We start from the raw sequence: 26,932 nt of genomic DNA on the forward strand, positions 1-26,932 counted from the left end.
TGCCAAGAGAGGTGGACCTAACGTGATTCAGCGGTATACACGACCTGAAATGGGTGCGATTTGGACGGATGAAAATCGGTATCGTGCCTGGTTAGAAGTAGAAATTCTCGCTTGTGAAGCCTGGGCAGAATTAGGGGTCATTCCTCGGGAAGATGTTAAGCAGATTCGTGAGAACGCGCGGATTGATGTAGCAAGAATCCTGGAGATTGAAGAGGAAACGCGCCACGATGTAGTTGCCTTTACCCGAGCGGTAGCAGAGACCCTAGGACCCGAGTCTAAATGGGTTCATTATGGACTCACATCCACAGATGTCGTGGATACAGCTCTTTCCTATTTGATGAAACAAGCAAATGCGATTTTATTGCAGGATGTGGATCGTTTCCTCGAGGTGCTAAAGGCGAAGGCGCTGGAACATAAAGATACAGTGATGATGGGGCGTACCCATGGCGTTCATGCAGAACCCACTACCTTCGGCTTAAAAATGGGACTCTGGTACGCAGAGATGCAACGAAACCGAGATCGATTGGTTCACGCGATAGAAACGGTAGCTGTTGGGAAATTGTCCGGTGCGGTAGGAACCTATGCCAATATTGATCCCTTTGTAGAAGAGTATGTTTGCCGCGAGCTTGGCCTTACACCAGCACCGATCTCCACACAGACACTGCAAAGGGATCGACATGCTGAGTATCTTTCTTCACTAGCCCTGATTGCTACCTCCCTAGAAAAATTTGCAGTGGAGATTCGTGGTTTGCAAAAAAGTGAAACAAGGGAAGTAGAGGAAGCCTTTGCTAAGGGACAGAAGGGCTCATCTGCCATGCCTCATAAACGAAATCCGATTGGTTCTGAAAATATTACGGGTCTTGCGCGGATCATTCGTGGGCATATGGTGACGGCTTATGAAAATGTTCCTCTCTGGCATGAACGAGATATCTCCCACTCCTCTGCAGAGCGCGTCATTTTGCCAGATGCAACGATCCTTCTCAATTATATGTTAAATCGTTTTGCAACCATCGTAGCGAACCTTACCGTTTTCCCTGAGAATATGAAACGGAACATGTCTCGTACCTATGGTTTGATTTATTCCCAGCGGGTGCTGCTCTCTCTAATCGATAAAGGGTTAAAGCGAGAAGAAGCCTACGACCGCGTGCAAAAGCTTGCCATGCAGGCCTGGGAAGAGGGAATCCAATTCCGCGAGTTGGTGGAGGGGGATGAGGTGATCCCGACAATTCTCAATGAACATGAGATTGCCGATTGCTTTGATTATCATTACCACCTACAACGGGTGGATGAGCTATTTCGCCGGTTGAAGTTACTTTGAAATCGAGGGGCTAGTTTTAACTAATTGACCATAGGGAAGGGGAAGGTCAGCATGAAGCGGGGGGAACTCCTCTACGAGGGGAAAGCGAAAAAGATCTACCTCACAGATAATCCGCAGCAGGTTTGGGTGGCGTACAAGGATGATGCAACGGCTTATAATGCCCAAAAGCGAGGAAGCATCCAGGATAAAGGAAAGTGGAATAATCGCATCAGTGCGCGTCTGTTTCAGTTTCTTGGTGAAAAAGGAGTAGAGCATCATTTCTTAAAAGAGATATCTGCGACAGAGCAATTGGTGAGAAGGGTAACGATTATCCCACTAGAGGTACTCGTGCGCAATATCTCCGCAGGAACGTTGGCCAACCGGCTGGGGATTGAGGAAGGGAGACGCTTTGCAAGACCCGTAGTGGAGATCTGTTACAAAAATGATGAGCTAGGGGACCCCCTGATCACGGAGGATCATATTGCAGCTATCGAATTGGCTACCGATGAGCAAGTGACCCAGATGAAGGAGATTGCTCTCAAGGTCAACGAACTTCTCAGTGAACAGATGGATCGATGTGGTATCACCCTGGTTGATTTTAAATTGGAGTTTGGCATCGATGGGGATGGGCGACTATTGCTGGCGGATGAGATCTCCCCAGACACCTGTCGTTTTTGGGATAAAGAGAGTGGAAAACGACTAGATAAAGACCGTTTTCGTCGCGATTTAGGCGATGTTGAGGAAGCCTATCATGAAATATGGAGCCGCCTAGGAGGAGAAACCCATGTATAAAGCGACCATCACTGTACGTCTAAAAACGAGTGTGCTAGATCCCCAGGGAAGTGCTGTCAAAGGATCCCTTCATTCCCTCGGATTTGCCGCTGTGACGGATGTCCGAATCGGAAAAACGATGGAAGTATGGATCAGTGCACCAGGGTCGACAGAGGCTGGAGAGAAGGTTGAAGAAATGTGCCAGAAGCTTCTCGCTAACCCTGTGATCGAAACCTATGATTACGAGCTGGAGGGGGCGTAATCATGCGTTTTGCGGTTCCTGTCTTTCCAGGGTCAAACTGTGATATCGATTGTGAAAAGGCGATAACTACCGTTTTAGGGGAACCGGTAGATTTTGTCTGGCATACTCAGCGGGATTTGGATCAGTATGATGCGATCATTGTGCCAGGGGGTTTCTCCTATGGAGATTATCTTCGGGCAGGTGCACTGGCTCGTTTTTCTCCAGTGATGGAGGGTGTGGTTAAAGCGGCCTCCGAGGGGAAATTGGTGCTTGGTATCTGTAACGGGTTTCAAATTCTCCAGGAAGCTGGGCTGTTACCTGGAGCCATGAGAGTGAATGATCATCTGAAATTTCGGTGTGATATTCAACCGTTGACGGTGGTCAACAATTCCCTGGCCTTTACCCAGGACTACCGAAGGGATGAAGGGATACAACTGCCAATTGCACACGGTGAAGGGAACTTTTACTGTGATGAAGTTACCCTCAAGGAATTGGAGCAGAATGGACAGATTGTTTTCCGGTACGTAGGGAGCAATCCAAATGGTTCAGTCGAGGATATTGCAGGTGTTTCAAATAGAGAAGGCAACGTTCTTGGCTTGATGCCCCATCCGGAACGAGCGATTGTTGAGTGGATGGGAAGTCAAGATGGAGCAAAAATGTTTACTTCGATGCTTCGTTACTGGGAGGAGAAAATCGGTGCAGCCTAATCAGAATGTGATGGGAACGTCAACCGTGATGGAACCAACTCCAGAGGAAATCCGTGATCGCAAGCTGTATAGCGAATTAGGCCTTACCCCAGCTGAATTCGAGCAGGTTGAAAAGCATCTGGGGCGCTTGCCCAACTGGACGGAACTTGGGATTTACAGTGTGATGTGGTCGGAGCATTGTAGCTACAAAAATTCCAAACCCCTCTTAAAACGTCTCCCGGTTGATGGGCCGCGGGTACTTCAAGGTCCTGGAGAAGGGGCTGGGGTGATCGATATTGGTGATGGCCAGGCAGTTGTGTTTAAAATCGAGAGTCATAATCACCCGACTGCTGTAGAACCCTTTCAAGGGGCGGCTACAGGGGTAGGAGGAATTATTCGGGATGTTTTCTCCATGGGAGCTCGCCCGGTCGCTCTTTTAAACTCCCTGCGTTTTGGACCACTGGAAAGCCCGCGTGTCCGCTATCTCTTAGAACAAGCCGTCGCAGGTATCGCTCATTATGGCAATGTTGTTGGTATCCCCACAGTAGGCGGTGAAGTGGAGTTTGACGCTACCTACGAGGGTAATCCCCTGGTGAATGCCATGTGCGTGGGGATCATTAACCATGAGGACATCCAGCAGGGTGTGGCCAAGGGAGTAGACAATCCTGTGATCTATGTAGGGGCTAGCACAGGTAGGGATGGAATCCATGGAGCTATCTTTGCATCGGAGGAGCTTTCCGAGGCGTCAGAGGAGAAGCGTCCTTCAGTACAAGCGGGCGATCCCTTTATGGAAAAACTGCTTCTGGAAGCTTGTCTTGAACTGGTACAAAAGGGTATCCTGTTGGGCATTCAGGATATGGGTGCCGCTGGATTGACCTGCTCCAGTGCAGAAATGACGGCCAAAGGCGGAGTTGGCCTCGATCTCTACCTGGACGATGTTCCCCAACGAGAAGAGGGAATGTCTCCCTATGAGATCATGCTTTCAGAATCCCAGGAACGAATGCTTCTTGTCGTGGAAGAGGGACGGGAAGCCGAGGTAAAAGAAGTGCTGGATAAATGGGAGCTTCCTTCAGCCGTCGTTGGACGGGTAACAGAGGGAGATCGCTACCGGATTTTCCACCAACGAGAATGTGTCGCCGATATTCCTGTCAAAACCCTGGTAGATGATGCACCGATCAATTACCGCCAGGGTGAGGAGCCTCTATCCTTCCGGGAGGAGACCGCTGCTTCGTATATGGAGGAGCTCACTGGAGTAGATCCTACCGAGGCTCTACAAAGGGTACTTGCGGCACCTAGTCTGGCCAGCAAGCGTTGGGTCTATCAACAATATGATTCCATGGTGCGTACCTCTACCGCTGTCCGCCCAGGTTCAGATGCTGCGGTCATCGTTCTTGATGGGTTGGATAAGGGTCTCGCCATGTCTGTAGATGGAAACAGTCGCTATGTGAAGCTTGACCCTCATGTTGGCGGTGCAACAGCAGTTGCTGAGGCGGCGCGCAATGTCGTTTGTGCAGGGGCTCGCCCCTTAGCGATTACCGATTGCCTTAACTTTGGCAATCCAGAAAAGCCTGATGTTTTTTGGCAGTTGGAAAATGCTATCGATGGGATGGGTGAAGCCTGTCGGCAACTAGGCACACCGGTTGTCGGGGGAAATGTCAGCCTTTATAACGAAACGAAGGGCTCTGCGATTCATCCAACACCAGTAGTCGGGATGGTTGGGCTCGTGGAGAGTCGAGATCATATCACTACGCAGTCCTTCCAACAGGAAGGGGACGTCCTTCTCCTGCTAGGTGCAAACTTCGGAGAGCTAGGGGGAAGTGAGCTCCAACAGCAGGTGTTAGGAATGATTTCCGGTCGTCCACCACAACTAGACCTTGCAGCGGAAAAAGCCCTTCAGTCAGCGGTATTACACCTGATTCAGGCAGGGAACGTTTCATCCGCCCACGATCTTTCCACAGGAGGCCTTGCAGTTGCAATAGCCGAATCTGCTTTTGCTAAGGGATTAGGGGCTCGGATTGATGTGGAAACAGACCTTACGGTGATCCCTTACCTATTTGGTGAGTCCCAGTCCAGAGTGCTTCTATCTGTGCCAAAAGAATTTGCAAAGGAAGCGATGGCGATGGTGGAGAAGCAGGGTGTGACCTGTAGTCGGATCGGGGAAGTTAGCGGTGAACAACTCTCCATTTGGATCAATGGAGTAGAGGTGGTTTCTGAGCAAGTGAGTAGCCTGCAAACCATCTGGGAGGAGGCAATCCCATGCGCGATGAATGCGTCTTTGACGAATTAAAAGAAGAGTGTGGGGTTTTTGGTATCCTAGAACACCCTGATGCGGTTCAACTCACTTATTATGGACTTCACGCCCTTCAACACCGCGGGCAAGAAAGTGCCGGCATCGTAGCGACCAATGGAGATGGATTTCTCTATCACCGGAGTATGGGCCTTGTAAATGAGGTATTTACACCAGATATCATGGAAAGCCTTGCGGGAAATCGCTCGATTGGTCATGTACGCTACTCTACAACGGGTGAGAGCATGCTGACCAATGCACAACCACTGGTCTTTCATCATTCAGTAGTGGGTCAGATGGCTTTAGCTACCAATGGAAACTTGGTAAACGCCAAACGGTTGCGTGGGGAGCTGGAAAAAGAGGGGGCGGTATTTCACACCACCTCCGATACAGAAGTGATCTTCCATTTGATCGTTCGTTCCGATGCACGAGATCTGGAAGGGGCGATTAAGGAAGCGTTGAATCAGCTAACAGGGGCGTATGCACTACTCATTCTTACCAATGATCGCTTGTTTGCCGCTCAGGATCCCCATGGGTTGCGTCCCCTCTCTATGGGGATGTTAGGCAATTCAACGGTATTCTCCTCAGAGACTTGTGCCTTTGATGTGATCGGAGCCGAATTTGTACGAGCGGTACAACCTGGAGAACTCCTTGTATTGGATCAGGATGGGATGCGAAGCACCCGCTTTTCCGCCGCCGCACCGAAGGCTGTTTGCTCCTTTGAATATATCTATTTTGCTCGTCCAGATAGTGATATTGATGGAATCAATGTACACTCCGCTCGAAAGCGATTAGGTCAAAAACTGTACGAAGAGGCACCTGTGGAAGCGGATGTAGTGACCGGCGTTCCTGATTCTAGTATCTCTGCGGCGATTGGCTTTGCTGAGGCGGCAGGCATCCCATATGAGTTAGGGTTGATTAAAAACCGTTATGTTGGACGGACATTTATTCAACCAAGTCAGGAATTGCGCGAACAAGGAGTAAAAATGAAGCTCTCTGCGGTGCGTAAAGTGGTGGAAGGAAAACGAGTTGTGATGATTGACGACTCCATCGTGCGTGGTACTACCTGTCGCCGCATCGTTAATATGCTTCGGGATGCTGGAGCAACAGAGGTTCATGTGCGGATCAGCTCTCCACCTGTTAAATATTCCTGCTTTTATGGGATCGATACGGCAAATCGCCAACAACTGATTGCTGCTACCCATACAGTAGAGGAGATTTGTCAGGAGATTGGTGCAGATAGCTTAACTTTCCTCAGCCCAGAGGGAATGATCGCGGCAGTGGATCGCCCTGTTGAAAATGGCCACCATGGCCATTGTCTTGCCTGCTTTAGCGGTCGCTATCCAACGAGGATTGATGAGGAAGAATCCCTGGCTGTGGAGGGAAGACGATGAGCGAAGCGTATCGGCAGGCGGGTGTAGATATCGATGCAGGGAATGAGGCAGTGGAACGGATAAAGGGGCATGTTACTCGTACGCATCGTCCCGAGGTATTGGGTGGTATTGGCGGATTTGGTGGCATGTTTGCACTCCAGGGATATAAAGAGCCCATTCTGGTAGCGGCTACGGACGGCGTGGGCACCAAGTTAAAGCTAGCCTTTGCTTTGGAACGACATGATAGCATTGGCATTGATTGTGTGGCCATGTGTGTCAATGATCTGATCGTCCAGGGTGCGGAGCCGCTATTCTTCTTGGATTATGTAGGTACAGGGAAGCTTTCTCCACAGCAAATTGAGCAAATCGTCCAAGGGATCGCAGATGGGTGTGAGCAAGCGGGCTGTGCGCTTATTGGTGGTGAAACAGCGGAGCTGCCGGGCATGTACGCAAAAGGGGAATATGATGTAGCTGGTTTTAGTGTAGGGGCGGTAGAACGCCATATGCTCCTTGATGGTAAGGGTATCCAAGCAGGGGATGCGTTAGTTGGCTTGGCTTCCAATGGACTACACTCCAATGGCTATTCCCTCGTTAGACGGATACTCTTTGGGGAGAAGGAAGAGAATCAGCATCGTCTTACAGAGTTGGTTCCCTGGGGAGAGCATACCTGGGGCGAAGAGCTTTTAAGGCCTACCCGGATCTATGTCAAGGCATTTCAAGAGTTGTGCAAACAATTTACTGTGAAGGGTGCGGCACATATCACCGGCGGAGGATTGGTTGAAAACATTCCTCGGATGATACCAACGGGCCTTTGCGCAGAGGTGAATATGGGCTCTTGGGAGATTCCAGTCATTTTTCGTGAACTGCAGAAAGAAGGTTCATTGACGGATGGGGATCTTTATCGCACCTTCAATATGGGCATCGGTTTTGTTCTTTGTCTCCCATGGGATGAGGCACAAGCCGCTTGTGAGGTTGCGGAGAAATTGGGGGAGAAAGCTTATCTGATCGGACGTGTGTCCGAAGGGTCAGAATCTTTCTCCTGGTCAGGAGGGAAGATGTGATGAGTATCGCCATCTTTGCTTCGGGAAGTGGTAGTAACTTTGAAGTCCTCGCTGACCAGTCGCGGCGGCAATGGCCTAAGGAAGTATCCCTACTCATTTGTGATCGACCTGGGGCAGGTGTACTGGAGCGAGCGGAGCGTCTCGGGATACCTACGGTCACCCTGGTGCCCAAGAACTATGAGAATAAAGCCAAGTATGAAGAAGCCATCCTCTCTACTTTGCAAGAGTATGGGATTGAGTGGATCCTGCTAGCCGGCTATATGCGTCTAATCGGCCCTACTTTATTGCAAGCGTACCCCTGGCGAATCCTTAATATCCATCCCTCCCTTTTGCCAGCGTTTCAAGGGAAGGATGCGATTCAAAAGGCATTGGAGTATGGTGTGCGTTGGACAGGCGTCACTGTGCATTGGATCGATGAAGGGGTGGATACGGGTCCGATCGTGGATCAAAAGCCGGTACTAGTAGAGCCGGATGATACCCTTGAGACATTGACAAAAAAGGTGCAATTCGTCGAGCATAATCTCTACCCCAATACCGTGTACAAGCTACTCACAGGAAGAATTCCTGATCATCCATCGGTAAGTAGGTCATCCGGCTAATCAACCATTTATCAACAAGAGAATGAGTGCTCACTTCAAAGGAGGATATACCCTTGCAACCGATTCGTCGTGCACTGATCAGCGTTTCCGATAAAACGGGTGTGATTGAACTGGCTCGCACCCTAGCTTCACAAGGTGTAGAAATCGTTTCTACTGGTGGTACCAAACGTCAGCTTGCAGAAGCAGGGATCCCCGTCATCGGTGTTTCTGAGGTAACGGGATTTCCTGAAATTCTCGATGGTCGGGTAAAGACCCTTCACCCTCGCATCCATGCGGGTCTTTTGGCTGTCCGTGATGAGGAGAGCCATCGTCGTCAATTGAAGGATTGGAAAATTTCCGTGTTTGATCTAGTCGTTGTCAATTTGTATCCTTTTCGACAAACCATTTCCAAGCCAGAGGTTTCATTTGCAGAGGCAGTGGAAAATATTGATATCGGTGGCCCTTCGATGGTACGTGCAGCGGCGAAGAATCATCGCTATGCGACCGTGCTAGTCGATCCTGCGGATTATGCTGATGTGCTGGAAAAGGTATCTATAGGGGTGGATTCGGCAACTCGACGTCGACTTGCTGCGAAGGCCTTTCGTCATACGGCGGCTTATGATGCAGTGATCGCAGGCTATTTGACCGAAGAAGTAGCAGAGGAGTCTCCTGAAGCGTTGACGGTTACCTTTGAAAAAATTCAGCCCCTTCGCTACGGAGAAAACCCACAACAGGCGGCTTCTTTCTATCGAGAACCTCTCGCCGCAGGACCTTCCATGGCCACCGCCGAACAACTCCACGGCAAAGAGCTCTCCTATAACAACATCAACGATGCGAATGCAGCATTGGAGATTATTATGGAGTTTACCGAGCCGACTGCAGTTGGCGTAAAACATATGAATCCATGTGGTGTCGGTACAAGTGAAACCCTAAGCCAGGCATGGCAGAAGGTACTTGATGCGGACCCTGTTTCTATTTTTGGTGGCATTGTTGCGGTCAATCGGGAAGTGGATAAGAATGTTGCGTTACAACTGAAGGAAATCTTCCTGGAAATCGTACTTGCACCTAGCTTTACAGAAGAAGCACTTACCATTCTCCGTGAAAAGAAAAATTTACGTCTTCTGCGTTGGCACCAGGATGAATCTCGGTACTCTCGTTCTCCTTTGCAATTGCAATCCGTTCGCGGTGGCTTACTCGTTCAGGGTGCAGATGTAAAAATGGTGTCGCAGGCAGAATGCCAAGTCGTAACGGAACGTCAACCTACTGTGTCTGAGTGGGAGGAGCTCCTGTTTGCATGGAAAGTAGTTAAGCATGTGAAGTCCAATGCCATTGTTCTTACAAAAGAAGGAAAAACCCTCGGTGTAGGTGCCGGTCAAATGAATCGGGTAGGTGCGGCGGCGATCGCTATTAAGCAGGCGAAGGACGAAGCGGCGGGTGCTGTTCTTGCCTCTGATGCATTTTTCCCTATGGGTGACACGGTAGCGATGGCTGCGAAGGCTGGAATTACTGCGATTATTCAACCGGGTGGTTCCATTCGCGATCAAGAGTCCATCGATGAAGCGAATAAGCATGGGATTGCGATGATTTTTACAGCAACCCGCCACTTCAAACATTAACGCCTAACCCCTCTCCGGCGTATATATAAAAGCACGGAATGCCGAGGGAGGGTCTTGTCATGCATGTAATCCGATGGTCGGTCGCCCTCATACTCGTCACGGGAGCCCTCATGGTGTTGGCGGCAGTAATGGGTTTTTATGTTCCAGATTCGTGGCAATATAGCCTACGAATAGCTGGTGGCGTCTTTTTCCTATTAGCATTGATCACCAGCGGAGTAATGTCCATTCCTAGTGTTCATCGTCAGTCGAAAAGTGAGATCACGCGGGAGGATTGGGCATTTATTTTCATTATTTGTACAATCGCTTTGTTTGGAATCAGTTTGTGTTTTAATTAGTAGGTGGTAGGCCAATGGTTAGTACGTGAGGGCTTCGTACCACGTAGCTATTGTCATCTCTCACCAAAGCAAAAGAGCTCATAATGGAAAAAATGAGGCTTTTTCCTGTATTCATCAGCAGGCTTGCTACTGGCAGAGCAAGGGGCGTTTCCCGCCCATTGCTTTGTAGGACAGGCTCTATATTGCAGAGGATTGCTTGATCGATGTAGAACAATGTGCCAGAAGAGATAGTTAAGAGAGAGTTGTCAGTAGGAGGGGAACCATCTTGCGTGTATTGGTGATTGGTAGTGGAGGCAGGGAACATGCGCTTGTATGGAAGTTAAAGCAAAGTCCACAAGTTACCGAGCTCTATTGTGCACCAGGTAATAGTGGGATTGGACAGATCGCAGAATGCATACCTCAGTTGTCTGCAACGGATGTAGAGGGTCTGCAAGCCTTTGCGGAGGAAAAAAGCATTGACCTTACCGTTGTCGGGCCAGAGGATTCTCTGTTAGCCGGGGTTGTAGATGCATTTACAAGTCGAGGGCTTGCCATCTTTGGCCCTAACCAAGCGGCGGCGCAGGTGGAGGGGAGCAAGAAATTCGCCAAGGAACTGATGGAAAAGTATGAGATCCCTACAGGGGCATATCGTGCATTTACCCAGGCTGAGGAGGCTCTTAAGTATGTAAGGGAGCAAGGGGCCCCCATTGTGATCAAAGCGGATGGCTTGGCGGCAGGAAAAGGGGTGACCGTTGCCCATTCCATTAATGAAGCGGAAAAAGCCATTCATGAAATCATGGATCAGCGTGCATTTGGCGAGGCGGGCGCACAAATCGTCGTGGAGGAGTATTTGACTGGACAGGAAATCTCCCTGATGGCCTTTGTTGATGGTGAGACGGTTCGTCCAATGGTGATTGCCCAGGACCATAAGCCTGTCTTTGCAGGGGATCAGGGGCCCAACACAGGCGGGATGGGGGCATACTCCCCTGTGCCGCAAATCTCTGATCATGTGGTAACAGAAGCGATTGAGAAAATCTTGATACCTATGGCACGGGGGATAGCAACCGAGGGGATCTATTATATTGGGGTGTTATATGCAGGGCTGATGGTTACCGAAGAGGGACCAAAGGTGATTGAATTTAATGCCCGTTTTGGTGATCCTGAGACCCAAGTCGTTCTCCCTCGTCTGGAAAATGATTTATTAGATGTACTGATCGCTACGATTCATGGAGAACTACATTCCACCAAGCTATCTTGGAAAGATGAATCCGCGGTCTGTGTTGTACAAGCATCTAGCGGATATCCAGGCCCCTATCGGAAAGGGGATGTCATTACTGGGCTTGAGCAGGAAGCGAAGGACAGCATCATCTTCCATAGCGGGACTGCCTTAAAGGACGATGAGTGGAAAACCGCAGGAGGGCGAGTGCTCGGTATCACTGCCCTTGGTGCAGATTTAGCCCATGCACGGGATGCCGCTTATCAACGAGCGATGAATATCCGCTTTGAAGGCGTCCACTATCGACGAGACATCGGTGCGAAGGCGGCAGAACAGTAAAAAAGAGGATATATGGTATAAAAATCAATGGGACATGGCGACTTCTTCTTGATAGGTAGATCGAGATGAGGGCGTCTTTTTTATTCAGAAAGGTTGGATGACTTTTTGATTTAGTTTTACATGCTTGCTTGATGAGCATAGCTAACTTTCAATGATTTAATTAAATCGGTGCTGGTATAATACCTGGATGCAATATTTCATGACGCGTCATATTTTTAGAGTTTATATTATTTTATATTAAAAGTTTAAATTTAAAAAAACTAATCTTTAATCTCTAATATTGATTAAAAATGATTTAAGCCTTATTATATAGGTGTATGGTTTTATTTTTGAGATTTAAAATATATCCATACACAATAAATAGGATAAATGGGAGGAGAGGTTTTTTTGAAGCCACCATTAATTGCGGGCCTAATTATAGCCAGTATATGGGGCTATTTTGACGATTTGAAAAATGGAGATACAAATATGTTTATATAAGTGTCCATTGATTACTTAAAAATTAACTTTCAATTAGGAAAGAGGTTCATAGGACAGATGATAAAGGAACCAAAACAGCAGATATCAAATGATGCAATTAAGGTGTGGCGTATAGCAGAAACAATCGCATTTATCAGCATACTGAGCATATTGCTAATCCTTTTATGCTTGGGCCATTATTATGAATGGAATAGGTGGATAGGCTATATCCTTTATTTCTTTTTAGTTACATCCCCCATTTATTCTATTATTTCAATAGTCTTTGTTCCTATTTATCGACAAAAGACCTGGCGCTACGATGTTGACGAGAAGTATATTCAATTAAGATATGGAGGAGTATGGGAGAAAACCCACTTAATCATACCGATGGTTAAAGTGCAATTTGTAAATACAAATCAGGGGCCCTTATTGCGGAAATTTGGTTTATCAACAATAACAATTGGTACAATGGCTTCTGAGCATGAAATCCCCGCCCTTCCTGAAAAGATAGCTATTGAATTAAGAGATCATATTGCTTTTTTGGCAGGCGTTGAATCAGATGAGAGTAATAAAAGAGAGGCGGGAATTGAATATGGGGAGGGATAAAACAATAAATCATGCCCGTCGGCTCCATCCACTATGGATTGTTTTTTCAATGGGGAAGTATTTTAAAGAGTTAGCTTTTTTTGTGATTGCTTTCGCCGTTTATATAAATTCAAAGTCTACATTATTTAAAGAAATTGTGGTTATAGGTATTATCGTATCTTTAATATATATTTTATTATCTGTTCTTTTAGAGTGGTTTCATTTTAAATACCTTATTACAGAAAAAGAAATATGTATTCATGAAGGACGTTTTATTCAAGAAAAGCGTTATATTCCATTAGAACGAATCCAGGGCATTAGTCAGGACACACCTTTTTTCCATCGTTTGTTCAAGCTTACCTCTCTCTTGCTAGATACAGGTTCAACTGAAAAGAAAGCATCCGCTAAACTAGAGATGATCACATATAATGAAGCTGAGAGAATTCAAAAACAATTGAGTGATATTGATTTAATAAATAAAGAAGAAAATAAACTAAATCAGAAAAAATCAATTGAAAAAGTAAAAAATAAAGGTCAGTCTCCTAAAAACCAACAATATAAAGTAACATCCAAAGAAATATTTATCTCTGCAGTTACTTCACTAAGCCTGTTTGTTTTCGCTTCATTTCTCTATGCTTGTTATTCTCATTTAAAGGACTACGCTTCTTATTTAAAGGGTTTTTTTTCAGTAGATTCATATATCAACACCGTCTACTCATTCTTTCAACAATCTTGGCTGCTAACATCGCTTGGTATTATTGCCTTTTTTCTGTTATCGATGCTATTTGGCTGGGTTGAAGCTTATGTCAAATATAAGAATTTTGAAGTGACAAGTGATCATAAAAGAATATATATTAAAAAAGGTTTATTTGATAAGACTAAATTTTCAATTCCAAAGGATAAAGTTGAAGCGATCATTTTGAATGCAAAATTTCTAAAAAAATTATTAGGTATTGTAGAGGTGAAAATTGTATGCACAGGTGACGAGGATGATCAGCATACCCTCTTTCCATTTATAAACAAGAAAAGAGCTTTACAACTAATCCCCGACATATTACCATCATTTACTATTATGTCAGATATGACGAATCTTCCTCGGTCTGCAATTTTTATCAAATTGGTTCGGTCAAGTTTGATTTGTATAGTAGGTGCGGTGATCATGTTATATTTTTGGCCGAAACTATGGTATATTGCATTGGCTTTGGGTACCCTTGTCACTATTTCGCAAATCCTAAGTGGTTTATTTAGTTGTTACATGCTTAAAGATTCCTTTATTCAATATCAAACAGGATCTTTTTCAACACGGTTGTTTGTTACAACCCAAATCAAAATTGAAGAATTAAAAATAACACAATCAATATTACAACGTAATTTTGGTCTTGCTACTCTAAAAATTTCAACTCGTACTAAATCATTTGATCTTTTTGATGCCTTGGAAATATCAGATATACCGATGGATATGGCTGACCGCTATTATCAATGGTATGCAACAAGGAATATACTTCATCGCAGTGATAAGAATATAGGATAATTAACCGATTTGGGGCAGAGGGATATCAGTTCTTTTGTACGATTTGACAAGAAGAGATATCTTGTGCAATTTGCACCTACTTATAGAGAAAAAATAATTTATTTAAAGATAAAAAACGGCCATCTGGCCGTTTTTTATCTTTAAATAAATTATTTTTTCTCCCTATTACACTAAGTAAAAACCAGTTCCCAAAATCGCATAAACAATTAGCAGTAGGACCCCTTCAAACCAGTTCGTCGAGCCATCTCTGGAAATCGAAGTTGCGATAAAGGCAGCGATGGCGATAGCGGCGAGTTCAATGGAGGTGAAGGTGAGATCCATAGTCTTGTCAAAGAATAGGCTGATAAATACCAAAGCGGGAGCTACAAAGAGAGAGATTTGCAGGCTGCTGCCCACGGCGATCTCTACAGCCGCTCCCATCCGATTTTTCATCGCAAGGAAAATCGCTGCACTGTGTTCTGCGGCATTACCAATAATGGCAATCAAGAAGGCACCTACGAAAAGCTCCGACCAGCCCAAAGCGCTAGCAACAGCTTCTACGCTACCTACAAGCCATTCACTTTGAATCGCTACAAAGACAGCAGCGATGAAGAGAAGAAGGATAGAATTACGTTTTGTCCACTCGGGTTCCTCGAAATGATTAGAGGTTTGTGAAACACCGCTAGTGGGTGCTTCCATAACGGGGCTCTCGCCTAATTCTTTTTTGTGGGTGATCATAGAGAATATGAGCCATAAGAAATAGCTGACGATTAAAAGGCCGGCAATAATCAGGCTGAAGGATTGCATGCCTGATTGATCAAGGCGATTGTCAAAGGCCGCAGGGCTGAAGAGAGCAATGACTGCTAAAAGCATTAATGAAGCATTATGTCCAGCGAGCATCGTATTAAAGGACTGGGTCTTGTATTTTAGTCCTCCACAAAAGATGCTCAATCCAAGTACAAGTAAAAGGTTTCCGATGATTGAACCAGTAATGCTGGCCTTAACCATATCAAACAATCCCTTTTGTACGAGGAAAATAGCGATAATCAATTCAGCCGCGTTTCCGAAGGTGGCATTCAGAAAGCCCCCTAGGCGTTCCCCGGCATAGTGCGCTACACTTTCCGTCGCTTTACCGAGTAAAGCAGCCCACAAAAGCAGGGATAGCGAGGCTAATGTAAAGCGTATCGGTTCATTGGTACTCAAAAAATGAGCGGCGGCGCTTGCTAGGGTGGTTAGGATAAGTAGTGGGGTAAACCAGCGGGATCTCACGTTGCAATTCCTCCATGTCGGTTGGGTGTGAAACGGTGATCATCCGTTCCCTTCCACAATGTTATTTGACCCCAGATGAGCTGGGATCATACCTAGATAAGCCAAAAAATGCATTGGCCTCTTAAAAATAAAAAGGATGTAGTCTAATCATCCCTTCCCTTCGTTTATATATAAAGCAAGAATAATTCGATGATGAAGGGAAATTCATGTAAGTGCCACAATCAAAATGGTATGATAAATGATATGTTCTCGTCAAAACTTTCAGAGCCTTCAGGTGTGGAGAATGTGTAACAGTCTGTGTTGTTCAATTGTCGAGAACCCTGTACCATGTTATGATGTCTGTATGGTCATTTGCCTGCGTATGTCTGCGCGAGAGGAGTGATCGATAATGAAACCTGAACTTATCTTCTCTTTTTTATTGGTCGTACGCAATGAAGAAGCTTATATTGAGAATCTTCTGGACTCGATCCTTAATCAAAATTTTCCTGCTGACAAGTACGAGATTATTGTTGTGGACGGCGACTCCACTGACCGGACGCCGGAAATCATCGAAGAAACAAACCAACATCATCCAGGACGAATTCGCGTTCTTTCCAACCCAAGAAAGACATTACCCACTGGCTGGAACATCGGTATCCAACATTCTAGTGGACGATATGTAATTCGGGTGGATGGTCATAGCCAAATTCCAGAAAACTTCCTGTCTAGAACCTTTGAAACTGCACAGAAGGTGCCAGAAGCCTCCTGTGTGGGTGGTGTGGTTAAGACGGTAGGTAATGGTTTTTGGGGAGAAGTAAATGCCCATGTATACTCCCATCCCTTTGGTGTAGGGAACTCGAAGTTCCGTACGGCCAAAAATGACTGGGAAGGCTATGTGGACACAGTTCCTTATGCCGCATATAAACGCGAAGTTTTTGAGGAAGTTGGCTACTTTGATGAGCAATTGAAGCGAAACGAAGATTTGGAGATGCACGCCCGTGTCCGTAAAAACGGCGGATCCTTCTTCTTATCTACCCGTGTACAATCCACGTATTACGTTCGCAATACGTTATCTTCGTTCCTGAAAAAATCTTTTGGGGATGGTAAGTGGACGATGATGGCCAGCAAGCGTGGCGGTGGTGTTTTACGCTGGCGACATCTGATTCCCTTTGGGGTTGTGATTACCAGTTTGGTATTGGGCATCACTTCATTCTTCAGTACGATTGCTCTGGGTACATTACTAACATTAGGCAGTCTGTACTTTGCCTTGTTGTTCGCTTCATCTTGGGGCATGCTGAAAATGAAAGGTCCTAAACATTTCTTTTCATGTATGCTGTCCTTTTTCCTACTACACTTTAGCCGTGGGATTGGATCAGCGGCAAGTTTCTTAAGCCCTGACTATTGGAGGAATGACCGGGCCTATGAAGAACGTTACGGCAAAAAAGTTACCAACGTTGCCCGTTGATTCCGAGCGAATTCTTGAATACCGATCGATTTGCCAGAAACCTCGTCAATCTGAGGAAATCTGGTCTTGGTATGTATTACGAAGGATTTCCATCTATGTGACAGTGGCGCTAAGCCGCACCCGAATCACGCCTAACGGGGTTAGCTGGCTTAGCCTCTTCTTTTTCATCTTATGTGGTTGGATGTTGGCTACAGGCGAAGTTAGCTGGCTCTTAGGTGCTGTGGTAGCCTATAACCTAGGTTATCTCGGGGATTGTCTAGATGGGGAATTAGCAAGGCTCACCAAGGTAACCAGTCGATTGGGAGTATTCTTGGATACATTGATCCGGGCGATCAGTATCCCAATGACCGTAGGAATGGCATTGGGTGTTTATCGATTGTGGAGTGCGGAGTTATCCTTAATTACTGTGACACTCATCTATCTCGCTGCCCTGATGGGTACCTTAGCACTTTTGGTACCTCTCGCTTACAACTATATCAATTTGAAGAGTGACGAGAACGATCCGGTTAGCGACATGCGAACGACATCCACCCGGCTAGAGTGGATCGCTTTTTTTACCGGGATGCCTGGTTTTTTCGCGCTATTACCCCTCGCGATCGTGGTGGAATGGATCGTAGATGTCCCCTTCATTAGTGGTTGGGTGCTTCTGTATTTGACTGTAATGGCGATGAAAACTATGATACGGTTGTATCTTACCACATTAAAGTTGGATTAGATTTCAACGGTATTAAATTTGTGTAAAGTAATAGTGACACCACCCCATAAAAGGAGTGAGCATGGTGAAAGTTGTAATTCTTGCAGCAGGAGTAGGAAGTCGTCTACGTCCTGAAACTGAAGATAAACCAAAGGCAATGATCCGAGTAGGAGATAAACCCCTCGTCCAATATCAGGTGGAGAGCGTATTAAAAGCAGGATTCAAAGAAGAAGATATCTACATCCTGGGTGGTTATAAAGTGGAACGCATCCAGGAACATTTTGAGGGTTCAAGTGTTAAATTTATCTATAATCCTGAATATGACACCATGAACAATATTTATTCGTTTCTCTTAACGAAAGAAATCGGTGATGATATCCTTCTCATTAACTCAGATGACTTCTTCGATGACAAGATGATTTCCGTAATCTTAGAAGATGGTAACCGGACATCCGTATTGGTTGACAAACAGAAACAAGTGACGGAAGAGTCCATGCGTGTGAAATTAACGGATAACCGCCTCTTTGAAGTGAACAAGCGGATGGGTCTTGCTGAAGCGGACGGGGAGTATATCGGCATTTCCAAATTGGCAAAAGAAGATCTAGCGGTTCTATATCGGGTAAGCGAAGAAATGATCGCTGCTGGTGACACCGATGCCTGGTATGAAAACGTATATGAAGCATGTGCTGGCGATATCGTTATTAAGGGTACGGATACCAAAGGATTACCTTGGGTAGAGATTGACGACTTTAATGACTTGGAGACGGCTCGTAAGTTAGCCGCTACAGTCCTGTCCTGATCGACGGGGAGGAGATTTGGCATGGCAAAAAAAGTGCATATCCCACTCCAGTTGATAATTGAACATGGAGCAATTGCTCATCTACACAAAAGCTCCATTGGAGAATGGCTTCAAGGTGCTCGCGTTCTATTGATTAGTGGAAGCGGTAGCACCCGGAAAGTGACAGAGCAAATTAAAGATGCCATTAAGGAACTTGCTGAGGAAGTCTCTATCCTTACTTGCCAGGATGTTAAGTTAGATACCATCAATGAAATTGAACGTCAGGTGTTAGAAGATACCCCTGATCTCATCATGGGTGTCGGTGGAGGAAAGGCTCTTGACATGTCTAAAGTGGTAGGTACACGGAGTAATGTGCCTGTCATTCTCTTTCCGACAGCGATTTCTTCAGATGTGATTTGTTCACCCGTTGCATCGATTAAGATGATGAATCACTCGACAAGCATTGGGGTAAAAATGCCCCAGGCAGTGGTCATCGACTTGGATGTATTGGCCTCCTGCCCCCCTCGCTTAATGTCGGCGGGAATTGGTGATCTTTTATCGAACAAAACCGCTCTTTTTGATTGGAAGTTAGCTCATCAAGCGGGTAAAGAAGAGATGAACACCTTTGCTAATTTGATGGCAAACAATGCAGTGGAATCCTTTATGAATCTGTTAAATCAGCCTGAGCTTAACCAATCTCAACTGATGAAGGTAGCTGCTGAAGCGCTGATCATGAGTGGTATTGCCATGTCCATCGCAGGTTCCAGTAGACCGTGTAGTGGGTCGGAGCATTTAATTAGCCATGCATTGGATTACCATTGTGGCTCCAAGGCGTTACATGGTGAGCAAGTGGCGATTGGGGTTCTCTTTTCCCAATATCTCCAGGGTCAACGAGAGAAGATAGAGAAGCTGACTCCCTATTTTGAAAAACTGGGCTTGCCTACCCACTATGAGGATCTCGGCTATACCCGGGAAGAAATGCTCCGGGCAATTGTTAAGGCCCCATCAATGCGGGATCGATACACGATCTTTAACGAATTTAATTTGTTAGAGGATCAGATCGACCGAATTTTGGACGAAGTGTATCCCGACCAGGCAAAAAATCGTTACCGCCTGACCGGTTTATCCGTCGGATAAGGAGTAAAGGCTCTATGTTTGCAGATATTATGAAATACAAGGAGTTACTATACTTCCTTGTGCATAAGGAAGTGCGTATTCGCTATCGTAACTCCATATTTGGATTTCTTTGGACGCTTTTAGAACCGCTAGGGCTGATGGCGATCTATGCTTTGGTTTTTGGGGAGATTCTTAATAAAAATCTGGTTAAAGCGTATCCGCTCTTTATCCTCATGGGTTTGATCCCCTGGACCTTTTTTAATAACACGTTACGTAGAGGAACAAAGGCACTATCGGGAAATGTATCATTAATTAAAAAGGTTTATTTTCCGCGGGAGATCTTTCCCATTACCATCTTGTTAGCGAACCTAGTGAACTTTGTACCTGCTTTTATATTAGTATTTGTCATCGCGATGTTTACACCAGGGCTACATTTGCAATGGTATCAACTGATCTATTTGCCGGGTGCACTGTTGTTACAGTGTCTCTTTACCCTAGCCTGTACCTTTTTGGTATCCGTGCTAAACGTGTACTATCGTGATGTTGAGTTTATTGTTAATTTGATGTTGCGGGCTTGGATGTACTTATGCCCCATCATTTATCCAGTTTCATTGTTGGGTGCAAGTAAAAGCGATTTAGTCAGAGAGTTCGCCTGGTTATATTTCTTAAACCCGATGGCGGTTATTATCTCGATGTATCATGGGATTTTCTATCCGAAAGAGGCGGTAACAAAAATCCCACCTAGTATGATCATCTTTGTCATCATCTTGTCTTTACTTTTGTTAGTGTTTTCTTGGTGGATTTTTAAGCGGCTCAATCGCCGCGTGGGGGAAGTGATCTGACGATGGATGCGATTGTCGTCGAAAACCTGACGAAGCATTTCCGCAAAGCATACGATAAGACCTTAAAGGGGTTCTTTATCTCCGTGGCAAAGCGGGAAAGTCGGTATGAGGAATTCGTCGCTTTGAACAACGTTTCCTTCTCTGTGAAGAAGGGGGAATCCTACGCCATTATTGGAAAAAATGGAGCGGGGAAATCGACGTTGTTCAAGGTGTTGTCGGGGATTATTTCTCCGGATTCTGGAGAAGTGCAGATGAATGGTAAAGTAGCTCCTTTGATCGAACTGGGGGCAGGTCTTTCTCGGGATCTGACTGGAGCGGAGAACATCCGTTTAAATTGTGCCATTTTCGGTTTATCGAAGGCACGGATTCGTGATGTCTACGATTCGATTGTGGAATTCTCGGAGCTTGAGGATTTTATCGATACCCCCGTTAAGTTTTACTCCTCGGGGATGAAGTCTCGCCTTGGTTTCGCGATAGCCATCCATGTCGATGCTGAGATCATCTTGATTGATGAAGTCTTGGCAGTAGGGGATAAGGATTTTAAAAAGAAATGTTATACGAAGATGGAGGAACTGCGGAACGAAGGGAAGACCTTGGTAGTCGTTTCGCACAGCCTAAAACCTCTACGGAGAATCTGTGACCGGGCGCTTCTTTTGGAAAAAGGAGAAGTGAAGGATATCGGTAGTATTGATGAAATCCTCGACAAATACGAATCGGAAAAGCCAAAAAAGAAAAAAACGAAGGGGGCGTGAGTGTACATTGAGCGTAGAACGGCAGAAATATACTTTAGAAGACGTAAAAAGCACTTATAAAAATAAAGATGCATGGTGGACGGTATTTCTTGTGGATCCGGTAGCTTCTCGTCTGGTAGTACCGACCGCTAACAAGACAAATATCACACCCAATCAACTCTCTATCTTTTCCTTTATTTTGGGATTAACAGCAGTCTATTGCTTTTATGTAGGGAGCTATGCGGCGTTAGTGACTGGGGCGATCCTTTATCACATCAGTTTTATTATTGACTGTATGGATGGTAAAGTCGCTCGACTTAAGGGAACAGGATCAAGCTTCGGTGTTCTCCTCGATATTAGTCTGGATCACATCCGAGTTGTGTTGTGTGGTGCGGCGCTATGCTATAGCCAGTACCGCATTACTGGAGATGTCACCATCCTGTATCTTGCTTTTCTCTTCTTAGCAACCTATTGTGCTCGCCATATTAATGCCTTGAACCTATTTAAAGTGCGGCGCGATATGCGCGGGAAACTATTCAAGGCACGGAAGAAGCTGAGAAAAACTGCTATTGCTGCAGGGGTCATCATTGATGAGCCGGAAGAAAAACCGGAAGAAGATGAAACAAACCAGCAAGGCGAAGATGAAGCCCTAGATTCAGTCGTAGCAAATAAAAATCAAAATCAAGAGCAAGTGGCAGACATCAAGGAAGTGGCAGGCATCAAGGAAGTGGCAGGCATCAAGGAAGAAGAGCCTGTGGATGAATTGCTACAAAAAAAGAAGAAAATTGATCTTCAGCAAGGCTTCAAACAAAGGTTCGCCAATTATCTTAAGATACGTGAATTCTTCTTAAATCGGCGGATTCGAATGCATCTGTTTAGTGGGATTGAGTTTCAAATGTTCATTTTTGTCCTTGCTCCCATTTTTAATCTCGTCAAGGAAACCATCATTTTCAGTTGCGCTGGCTTGCTGATTTTTGAAGTAGCGATTCTCTACAAAATCTGGTTATCTACAAAAGATTTTGAGCGGCAATTTGATAAAATTAAAGAAAAGCAGGCGGAAATGGAAGCGCTACTTCCTGATGAAGAAGAGGAAGAGATTGATTCAGTTAATATGATTCCTGCAAAATAAGAAAATTTAACAGTTTTTTCGCGGTTCATGGATTTTTATTCTTTGATTGCGCTCTTTATTGTAAATATATACCTTTTTTGACGCTTCTTTCGATCCAATCATGATCAAAAAAACTTCTCCTGGAACGCAACTGGAATTTTTCTGTTATGCAGAATGACTCCAGTTGCGTTCTTCGTTTTTGTAAAGCTTGTATAACGGATTAAAGGTTAAAAAAGTATAGCCATTCCCGCGCAAGTTGTATAAAAGTATCATCATCTGTGCCCCTATATATTCATCGTGATCGAGAAGGCCATATTCCCTCTAAAAAACGACCCATTCATCCATTCCCGATTTTCCTGCGATTACTTTCTTCACCTTAAAGTAATGCACCCCCTAAAGTAGGTTGGATCTACCCAGGGGGTTTTTCCACTGTCTACTTTAAGGGGTGCACATCGGGTGATCCTATAGATTGTCCATGAATTAAGCAAGTTGAAGGGTTTGCTTTTTTCCTTCGATGCGAAGAGCGCCAATAGGAATTTGGAACCACCATGCTCCTTCCGCTTTTTTGACAGGGGTATATCCTGCTCGTTTGAGACTGCGGGCAATGTCCCAACTAGCTGTATAGATGAGGGCTTCATCTCCAGTTTGATCAAACTGAATGACGGTTTCTTTTTCAGCTTCTGAGAGTGTCATGTCGACATGCCTCCTTGCAGCAACCTTAGAGGGTTCTTCTCGAACATCTGTTCTTAAGATGGCTATATAATATCACGAACTTTTTTATTTGTCACCTCCCATTCAGTTTTTGCTTGGCAATATTAGCTGGAGGAACAGAAAAAGACGCCAGCAGGCAGAATTGCTGGCGTCTAGCTGATAAACAGAATTTACGGGGTGTCTACACGGATGTCGCCAGTGGTTGTAGTGAGGTCGACCTGATGTTTGCCAGAACCGAGGACAATCTGATCATTTTTCCACTTGGTAGTTCCGTTTAACTTTCCATGAGTAGTTTTTCCTTTTATGGTCGCATCAGCGGTGTCTGAGAGAGCAAACACTATATCGCCATTTTGGGTGGAAGTATTCCAGTCCCCCTTCACCTTAGGAGCATCGATACGAATATCTCCGTCTGTATTTTCTAGAGTAAGTGGACCAATGGAGTTATCGACGCTAATTTCCCCAGAAATGTTTGCGACCTTCACAGATCCCTTTACTTCTTTTAAACGAACGTTACCAGAATCATGATCCACCGATAAGTCCCCCTTTACTTCTTCTACGGTGAGATCTCCGCTACTGTGCTGGATGTTTGCCTTCGTCTTCAATCCTTCCACTTCTACATTGCCGGATTGTGCGTCCAGATCCAATGCGAGTGAGCGTGGGATATCGACCGATAGTTCGGTGTATTTATTGGCAAATATGGAGTGAACACCATTTCGCTGGGCATTCACTTTTAAGGTAGCTTCATCCCCATTGACTGACCATTCCAATGGTTTCAGGTTATCGTTATTTTTTTGAGTGGGGACAGAGAAGTTGCCATCGAGCTGGACTTTATTTGAAGAGCTTCCCCTGAGGCGGATATCTCCCTCAGGGATATCGATTCGGATCTTTTTTACACCTTTAGGAAGGGAATATTGTTTAGAGATCGATGTTGTTTTAGGTGGGTTAAAGGCATCCGTCAATTGAAAGGCATGAACAGGTATTAATGAAACGGAGACCAATACGATGAGAATGACAATCAGTATACTAATGCCATCATACTGAATTTTCCCCTCCTTTTTGAGAAATTGAAAGGCCACTACTTCAATTCCCAGCAGGATAAGAATGATGGGCCAATATTTGATGATCGTGGCTAAAAAGGGAACCACCCCAAAAGAGCTTGCCAACAGCAAAGCACCTAACAAGATTAATAACAGACCGGATGATAGGGAACCTACTCGCCACTTTCTCATGGACGTCGCTCCTCTTCTTGTTGAGCATCTTTTTTGGGAAGAATCGATTTGCCAGAGATAATTCGATAACCAATCCAGACCATCAAGAGGGCAATGAACACGGTGCGCAACATCTCATATTGTCCGAAATCCATCACTATCGGTAGAATGCGATCAATGATCAATAATACGCCACATGCGATAAGTACCCAGCCGATCCAACGACCGATGGAAGGCTTCGTTTTATTTAGAGACCAGGGAATGAATGGTTTATCCTCGATGTTCCCTTCTTCACGCAGGCGTTGGTGTTGTTGTAGTGCATCAAACAGGCCATAGAACCAAAGGATGGGGAGAAAGAAGCTAAAGGATGATTCGAGAAAATTAAACAGAAAAGCTAGCCCAAAAAAAGCGGTCATCAGTTGTAGTCCTCTGTTCATCAATCCTAGGTGGAAGTGACCCAATCCTGGGATGAAGGAGAGGAAAAAGGTGGAGACTTTTGATTTATCCATGCTGATCCTCCTCGAAATATAAATTAAGAAAAGAATTTGCTGACTTGATGTTGGAGTATGGGAAAGAAACCATGATTATCTTGTCCTAATGACCCGAACATGTTGGAATAGTGGAACCAGGTAGCATTGATCCAGTAGAAGCTATTGCTGAAGAAGAGAGCCACGGTTGCGGCGAAGGCAGATAGCCCGTGGATAATCCCTACCTTTCTTCGCCATAAGGGAGGACGCAGCAACTCAGAGGGTGCCTTGTTGGTGGGTAAAGAGGACATGACTTGATGAGTAAATTCTTCACCGTTTTCCATATCTGTATCAGGAAAGTCCCAGGAACTCTTCCAGCTCTTCATTTCCACAAGAAGTTGCTGACACGAGGGACAGGTAGAAAGATGATGGAGAATATTTTTTTCGTCCTCTGGCGCAAGATCGCCTACATGCAAAGCTAGTAATTGATCGGTATTACAGTTGTGATCCATCATCCCTTCCTCGCTTTCCCTTTGATTTTAAGCATTTTTCGTGCGCGATGAAGGCGTGTTTCTACCGTCTTAGTTGCGATACCAAGCTCCGTGGCGATTTGTTCACAGGAATGATGCTCTAGATAATAGCTCGTTACGACGGATCGGTATTTATCAGGGAGCTCTCGCACCCAGGTTCGGACTTCTTCACGTTCCTCCCTAGCAAGCAAGGAGGATTCTGGAAGGCCAACTACAGTGGGTAGATTTTGTATTACTGCGGACTCTGGGGGAATGGGGTGGCTTTGCTTTTTTCGCTTTCGATCCAGCCCCAGATTGACAGTGATCCGGTAGATCCATGTAGAAAAGGATGATTCGAATCGATAGGTGGGGAGTGAGCGGTAAGCCCGGATAAATGCCTCCTGTGCAAGATCTTCGGCATCAGTTGGGTTGCCCGTCATTTTAAGTGCAGTGGAGTAGACCCGGGGGCGATAGCGATCAACCAATGTGCTATACAACTCCTGATTGCCAGCTAAAATTTCACGTATGAGTCCGTGTTCTTCATCTTTCATAGCTACCTCCTCGTGGCTCCTTCCGCTTCTTAGACGCTTAACCCTTCCCATTCCCTTCAATCTTTTTTGGAGTATCCCCGAGGAAGCACCAGACCCTTCGTTGAATAAGATTTTAAAAGGAAAGGGGGCTACTATGGGTAAAAAAGTGTGGCTCACTGTGGTGTTGGCTCTAGTATTGATAGGTGGAACAGCTTGTGCAAAGGTGCCATCTCCAGATAAGGGAATAGGGAGTGAGGATACTAGGAAAGAACAAGGGGAGAAGAGAGAACCATTTACAGGAGTGCCATTGGTAGAAAAGCATCGACCTGCAGTTATGGTGATGATTAACAACCATCATGCAGCTCGACCCCAGACAGGTTTGTCTATGGCAGATATGGTAATTGAAGCGTTAGCAGAGGGGGAAATTACTCGCTTTGCCGCTTTTTATCACAGTGAAATGAAAGGGACGGTAGGGCCTGTCCGAAGTGTTCGTCCCTATTTCCTTGATCTATCTCGTGGAAGTCGTGCGGTGGTTGCCCATGCAGGAGGCTCCAAAGCTGCCTTGCGAGAGATCAAGGAAGAGAATATTCAAAGCCTTGATGGTATTCATGGGGGTGCCCGTCTATTTCAGAGAGTGAGCTTTCGTAAAGCACCCCATAATCTGTATACCAACTTAGAGAAACTCCTTGTTGGAGCGAAGGAGAAAGCGAGCAAACAAACGAATGAAATCGTCAGTCCTTATCATTTTAACAATAATGGATCAACTGGGAAGGGTAAACCAGCAAATAAGGTCCATTTGTCCTACCATAAATTGTATGATGCAGGTTACCAATATGATGAAGAGAGTGGCCGTTATGTCCGATTCACCCAAGGAATCAAGCAGGTGGATCGGGAGACAGAGGCTCCACTTACGATGGATAATGTATGGGTGATCAAGGCTTCTCAACGGGTGATCGACTCAGCGGGTCATCGATCAGTTGATTGGGACAAAGGAGGAAAAGGGATGCTATTTCAAAAGGGAAAAGGCATTCCAATCACATGGAAAGAGAAGGGCGGATGGATCATCCCTCTCATTGATGGTAAAGTAGCTTCGCTATTGCCAGGGAAGTCCTGGGTCAATGTTTTACCAGAGGAAGGGAAGCTAACTTGGAAATAGAAAATAGGACTAGACGAACCCAATCAAATGCTATAC

At 45.5% G+C, this 26,932-nt stretch carries 27 protein-coding genes; 21 read left to right on the top strand and 6 right to left on the bottom strand.

All coding sequences use genetic code 11. The features are described 5' to 3' along the window. The first annotated feature begins 22 nt into the window (after window positions 1-22). The 13 genes from purB (at window position 23) to BLV90_RS10430 (ending at window position 14,354) form a co-directional block, all read left to right on the top strand. Window positions 23-1,318 (top strand): adenylosuccinate lyase, encoded by a 1,296-nt coding sequence (gene purB / locus BLV90_RS10370; RefSeq protein WP_091740360.1) that lies wholly within the window; start codon window positions 23-25, stop codon window positions 1,316-1,318. A 51-nt stretch (window positions 1,319-1,369) separates the two neighbouring features. Then, window positions 1,370-2,089, top strand: a complete 720-nt coding sequence (purC, locus tag BLV90_RS10375; RefSeq protein ID WP_091740363.1) for a phosphoribosylaminoimidazolesuccinocarboxamide synthase — start codon at window positions 1,370-1,372, stop codon at window positions 2,087-2,089. After that, entirely contained in the window at window positions 2,082-2,330 is a 249-nt protein-coding gene (purS, locus tag BLV90_RS10380) for a phosphoribosylformylglycinamidine synthase subunit PurS (RefSeq protein ID WP_091740366.1), read from the top strand. Before purC ends, purS begins: the two co-directional genes overlap by 8 nt. Before the next feature lie 2 nt (window positions 2,331-2,332). Continuing rightward, window positions 2,333-3,016: a phosphoribosylformylglycinamidine synthase subunit PurQ gene (gene purQ / locus BLV90_RS10385; RefSeq protein WP_091740368.1), complete on the top strand. Its 684-nt coding sequence runs from the start codon at window positions 2,333-2,335 to the stop codon at window positions 3,014-3,016. Window positions 3,017-3,026: 10 nt separating this feature from the next. Beyond that, on the top strand, window positions 3,027-5,282 hold the full coding sequence (purL, locus tag BLV90_RS10390) for a phosphoribosylformylglycinamidine synthase subunit PurL (protein WP_091740650.1): 2,256 nt from the start codon (window positions 3,027-3,029) through the stop codon (window positions 5,280-5,282). Then, window positions 5,252-6,676, top strand: a complete 1,425-nt coding sequence (purF, locus tag BLV90_RS10395; protein WP_091740371.1) for an amidophosphoribosyltransferase — start codon at window positions 5,252-5,254, stop codon at window positions 6,674-6,676. The genes purL and purF overlap by 31 nt, the downstream gene beginning before the upstream one ends. Continuing rightward, window positions 6,673-7,716, top strand: coding sequence for a phosphoribosylformylglycinamidine cyclo-ligase (purM, locus tag BLV90_RS10400; RefSeq protein WP_091740375.1), 1,044 nt, complete (start codon window positions 6,673-6,675; stop codon window positions 7,714-7,716). The genes purF and purM overlap by 4 nt, the downstream gene beginning before the upstream one ends. Then, window positions 7,716-8,315: a phosphoribosylglycinamide formyltransferase gene (purN, locus tag BLV90_RS10405; RefSeq protein ID WP_342707319.1), complete on the top strand. Its 600-nt coding sequence runs from the start codon at window positions 7,716-7,718 to the stop codon at window positions 8,313-8,315. Before purM ends, purN begins: the two co-directional genes overlap by 1 nt. Window positions 8,316-8,368: 53 nt before the next feature. Continuing rightward, window positions 8,369-9,910 carry a bifunctional phosphoribosylaminoimidazolecarboxamide formyltransferase/IMP cyclohydrolase gene (purH, locus tag BLV90_RS10410; RefSeq protein WP_091740381.1) on the top strand — a complete coding sequence of 514 codons (1,542 nt, stop codon included), beginning with the start codon at window positions 8,369-8,371 and terminating at the stop codon, window positions 9,908-9,910. Window positions 9,911-9,969: 59 nt separating this feature from the next. Further along, on the top strand, window positions 9,970-10,245 hold the full coding sequence (locus BLV90_RS10415) for a hypothetical protein (protein ID WP_091740384.1): 276 nt from the start codon (window positions 9,970-9,972) through the stop codon (window positions 10,243-10,245). A gap of 265 nt (window positions 10,246-10,510) precedes the next feature. Further along, complete coding sequence (gene purD, locus BLV90_RS10420; protein ID WP_091740387.1) at window positions 10,511-11,779, top strand: phosphoribosylamine--glycine ligase; 1,269 nt, start codon at window positions 10,511-10,513, stop codon at window positions 11,777-11,779. Window positions 11,780-12,316: 537 nt separating this feature from the next. Next, window positions 12,317-12,844, top strand: a complete 528-nt coding sequence (locus BLV90_RS10425; protein ID WP_177168004.1) for a PH domain-containing protein — start codon at window positions 12,317-12,319, stop codon at window positions 12,842-12,844. Then, entirely contained in the window at window positions 12,798-14,354 is a 1,557-nt protein-coding gene (locus tag BLV90_RS10430; RefSeq protein ID WP_245726322.1) for a PH domain-containing protein, read from the top strand. The genes BLV90_RS10425 and BLV90_RS10430 overlap by 47 nt, the downstream gene beginning before the upstream one ends. Before the next feature lie 165 nt (window positions 14,355-14,519). Here BLV90_RS10430 and cax read toward each other — a convergent pair whose 3' ends face one another. Next, entirely contained in the window at window positions 14,520-15,602 is a 1,083-nt protein-coding gene (gene cax / locus BLV90_RS10435) for a calcium/proton exchanger (RefSeq protein WP_091740393.1), read from the bottom strand. Between the two features lie 388 nt (window positions 15,603-15,990). On the opposite strand from cax, the gene BLV90_RS10440 reads away from it, so the two are divergent. The 7 genes from BLV90_RS10440 (at window position 15,991) to BLV90_RS10470 (ending at window position 22,336) form a co-directional block, all read left to right on the top strand. Beyond that, complete coding sequence (locus BLV90_RS10440) at window positions 15,991-17,046, top strand: glycosyltransferase family 2 protein (protein WP_091740396.1); 1,056 nt, start codon at window positions 15,991-15,993, stop codon at window positions 17,044-17,046. Then, window positions 17,003-17,761 carry a CDP-alcohol phosphatidyltransferase family protein gene (locus tag BLV90_RS10445; RefSeq protein ID WP_177168005.1) on the top strand — a complete coding sequence of 253 codons (759 nt, stop codon included), beginning with the start codon at window positions 17,003-17,005 and terminating at the stop codon, window positions 17,759-17,761. Before BLV90_RS10440 ends, BLV90_RS10445 begins: the two co-directional genes overlap by 44 nt. Before the next feature lie 61 nt (window positions 17,762-17,822). Beyond that, window positions 17,823-18,539 (top strand): phosphocholine cytidylyltransferase family protein, encoded by a 717-nt coding sequence (locus BLV90_RS10450; protein WP_245726323.1) that lies wholly within the window; start codon window positions 17,823-17,825, stop codon window positions 18,537-18,539. Window positions 18,540-18,560: 21 nt separating this feature from the next. Next, window positions 18,561-19,655: an iron-containing alcohol dehydrogenase family protein gene (locus BLV90_RS10455; protein ID WP_091740406.1), complete on the top strand. Its 1,095-nt coding sequence runs from the start codon at window positions 18,561-18,563 to the stop codon at window positions 19,653-19,655. A 14-nt stretch (window positions 19,656-19,669) separates the two neighbouring features. Continuing rightward, window positions 19,670-20,476: an ABC transporter permease gene (locus BLV90_RS10460; RefSeq protein WP_091740409.1), complete on the top strand. Its 807-nt coding sequence runs from the start codon at window positions 19,670-19,672 to the stop codon at window positions 20,474-20,476. 2 nt (window positions 20,477-20,478) lie between these two features. Further along, window positions 20,479-21,228 (top strand): ABC transporter ATP-binding protein, encoded by a 750-nt coding sequence (locus BLV90_RS10465; protein WP_091740412.1) that lies wholly within the window; start codon window positions 20,479-20,481, stop codon window positions 21,226-21,228. 7 nt (window positions 21,229-21,235) lie between these two features. After that, window positions 21,236-22,336, top strand: a complete 1,101-nt coding sequence (locus BLV90_RS10470; protein ID WP_091740415.1) for a CDP-alcohol phosphatidyltransferase family protein — start codon at window positions 21,236-21,238, stop codon at window positions 22,334-22,336. A gap of 459 nt (window positions 22,337-22,795) precedes the next feature. Here BLV90_RS10470 and BLV90_RS10475 read toward each other — a convergent pair whose 3' ends face one another. The 5 genes from BLV90_RS10475 to BLV90_RS10495 all read right to left on the bottom strand — a co-directional run bounded on the left by BLV90_RS10475 (window position 22,796) and on the right by BLV90_RS10495 (window position 25,761). Continuing rightward, on the bottom strand, window positions 22,796-23,008 hold the full coding sequence (locus tag BLV90_RS10475; RefSeq protein WP_091740417.1) for a hypothetical protein: 213 nt from the start codon (window positions 23,006-23,008) through the stop codon (window positions 22,796-22,798). Window positions 23,009-23,196: 188 nt separating this feature from the next. Continuing rightward, entirely contained in the window at window positions 23,197-24,255 is a 1,059-nt protein-coding gene (locus BLV90_RS10480) for a DUF4097 family beta strand repeat-containing protein (RefSeq protein WP_091740419.1), read from the bottom strand. After that, window positions 24,252-24,743 carry a hypothetical protein gene (locus BLV90_RS10485; RefSeq protein WP_091740423.1) on the bottom strand — a complete coding sequence of 164 codons (492 nt, stop codon included), beginning with the start codon at window positions 24,741-24,743 and terminating at the stop codon, window positions 24,252-24,254. Before BLV90_RS10485 ends, BLV90_RS10480 begins: the two co-directional genes overlap by 4 nt. A 23-nt stretch (window positions 24,744-24,766) precedes the next feature. After that, a complete protein-coding gene (locus tag BLV90_RS10490; RefSeq protein ID WP_091740426.1) occupies window positions 24,767-25,213 on the bottom strand; it encodes an anti-sigma factor family protein in 447 nt (148 codons plus the stop codon). After that, window positions 25,213-25,761 carry an RNA polymerase sigma factor gene (locus tag BLV90_RS10495; protein ID WP_177168006.1) on the bottom strand — a complete coding sequence of 183 codons (549 nt, stop codon included), beginning with the start codon at window positions 25,759-25,761 and terminating at the stop codon, window positions 25,213-25,215. The genes BLV90_RS10490 and BLV90_RS10495 overlap by 1 nt, the downstream gene beginning before the upstream one ends. A gap of 133 nt (window positions 25,762-25,894) precedes the next feature. Between BLV90_RS10495 and BLV90_RS10500 the strand changes: the two genes are divergently transcribed. Further along, window positions 25,895-26,896, top strand: coding sequence for a DUF3048 domain-containing protein (locus BLV90_RS10500; protein WP_177168007.1), 1,002 nt, complete (start codon window positions 25,895-25,897; stop codon window positions 26,894-26,896). Window positions 26,897-26,932: the final 36 nt, after the last annotated feature.

It is taken from the genome of Marininema mesophilum (genome assembly GCF_900106775.1).
GTDB classification, from domain to species: Bacteria; Bacillota; Bacilli; order Thermoactinomycetales; family DSM-45169; genus Marininema; species Marininema mesophilum.

What these genes read in the sequence shown, in the direction of transcription:
- BLV90_RS10485 (WP_091740423.1), bottom strand. Translation starts at nt 24,743, where the DNA reads ATGGATAAATCAAAAGTCTCCACCTTTTTCCTCTCCTTCATCCCAGGA.
- BLV90_RS10490 (WP_091740426.1), bottom strand. Translation starts at nt 25,213, where the DNA reads ATGGATCACAACTGTAATACCGATCAATTACTAGCTTTGCATGTAGGC.
- purQ (WP_091740368.1), top strand. Translation starts at nt 2,333, where the DNA reads ATGCGTTTTGCGGTTCCTGTCTTTCCAGGGTCAAACTGTGATATCGAT.
- purN (WP_342707319.1), top strand. Translation starts at nt 7,716, where the DNA reads ATGAGTATCGCCATCTTTGCTTCGGGAAGTGGTAGTAACTTTGAAGTC.
- purL (WP_091740650.1), top strand. Translation starts at nt 3,027, where the DNA reads ATGGGAACGTCAACCGTGATGGAACCAACTCCAGAGGAAATCCGTGAT.
- purC (WP_091740363.1), top strand. Translation starts at nt 1,370, where the DNA reads ATGAAGCGGGGGGAACTCCTCTACGAGGGGAAAGCGAAAAAGATCTAC.
- BLV90_RS10495 (WP_177168006.1), bottom strand. Translation starts at nt 25,761, where the DNA reads ATGAAAGATGAAGAACACGGACTCATACGTGAAATTTTAGCTGGCAAT.
- BLV90_RS10465 (WP_091740412.1), top strand. Translation starts at nt 20,479, where the DNA reads ATGGATGCGATTGTCGTCGAAAACCTGACGAAGCATTTCCGCAAAGCA.
- BLV90_RS10430 (WP_245726322.1), top strand. Translation starts at nt 12,798, where the DNA reads ATGAGAGTAATAAAAGAGAGGCGGGAATTGAATATGGGGAGGGATAAA.
- BLV90_RS10455 (WP_091740406.1), top strand. Translation starts at nt 18,561, where the DNA reads ATGGCAAAAAAAGTGCATATCCCACTCCAGTTGATAATTGAACATGGA.
- BLV90_RS10500 (WP_177168007.1), top strand. Translation starts at nt 25,895, where the DNA reads ATGGGTAAAAAAGTGTGGCTCACTGTGGTGTTGGCTCTAGTATTGATA.
- purS (WP_091740366.1), top strand. Translation starts at nt 2,082, where the DNA reads ATGTATAAAGCGACCATCACTGTACGTCTAAAAACGAGTGTGCTAGAT.
- purF (WP_091740371.1), top strand. Translation starts at nt 5,252, where the DNA reads ATGCGCGATGAATGCGTCTTTGACGAATTAAAAGAAGAGTGTGGGGTT.
- BLV90_RS10440 (WP_091740396.1), top strand. Translation starts at nt 15,991, where the DNA reads ATGAAACCTGAACTTATCTTCTCTTTTTTATTGGTCGTACGCAATGAA.
- BLV90_RS10480 (WP_091740419.1), bottom strand. Translation starts at nt 24,255, where the DNA reads ATGAGAAAGTGGCGAGTAGGTTCCCTATCATCCGGTCTGTTATTAATC.
- BLV90_RS10450 (WP_245726323.1), top strand. Translation starts at nt 17,823, where the DNA reads ATGGTGAAAGTTGTAATTCTTGCAGCAGGAGTAGGAAGTCGTCTACGT.
- BLV90_RS10425 (WP_177168004.1), top strand. Translation starts at nt 12,317, where the DNA reads ATGATAAAGGAACCAAAACAGCAGATATCAAATGATGCAATTAAGGTG.
- BLV90_RS10415 (WP_091740384.1), top strand. Translation starts at nt 9,970, where the DNA reads ATGCATGTAATCCGATGGTCGGTCGCCCTCATACTCGTCACGGGAGCC.
- BLV90_RS10445 (WP_177168005.1), top strand. Translation starts at nt 17,003, where the DNA reads ATGAAGAACGTTACGGCAAAAAAGTTACCAACGTTGCCCGTTGATTCC.
- BLV90_RS10475 (WP_091740417.1), bottom strand. Translation starts at nt 23,008, where the DNA reads ATGACACTCTCAGAAGCTGAAAAAGAAACCGTCATTCAGTTTGATCAA.
- BLV90_RS10460 (WP_091740409.1), top strand. Translation starts at nt 19,670, where the DNA reads ATGTTTGCAGATATTATGAAATACAAGGAGTTACTATACTTCCTTGTG.
- purM (WP_091740375.1), top strand. Translation starts at nt 6,673, where the DNA reads ATGAGCGAAGCGTATCGGCAGGCGGGTGTAGATATCGATGCAGGGAAT.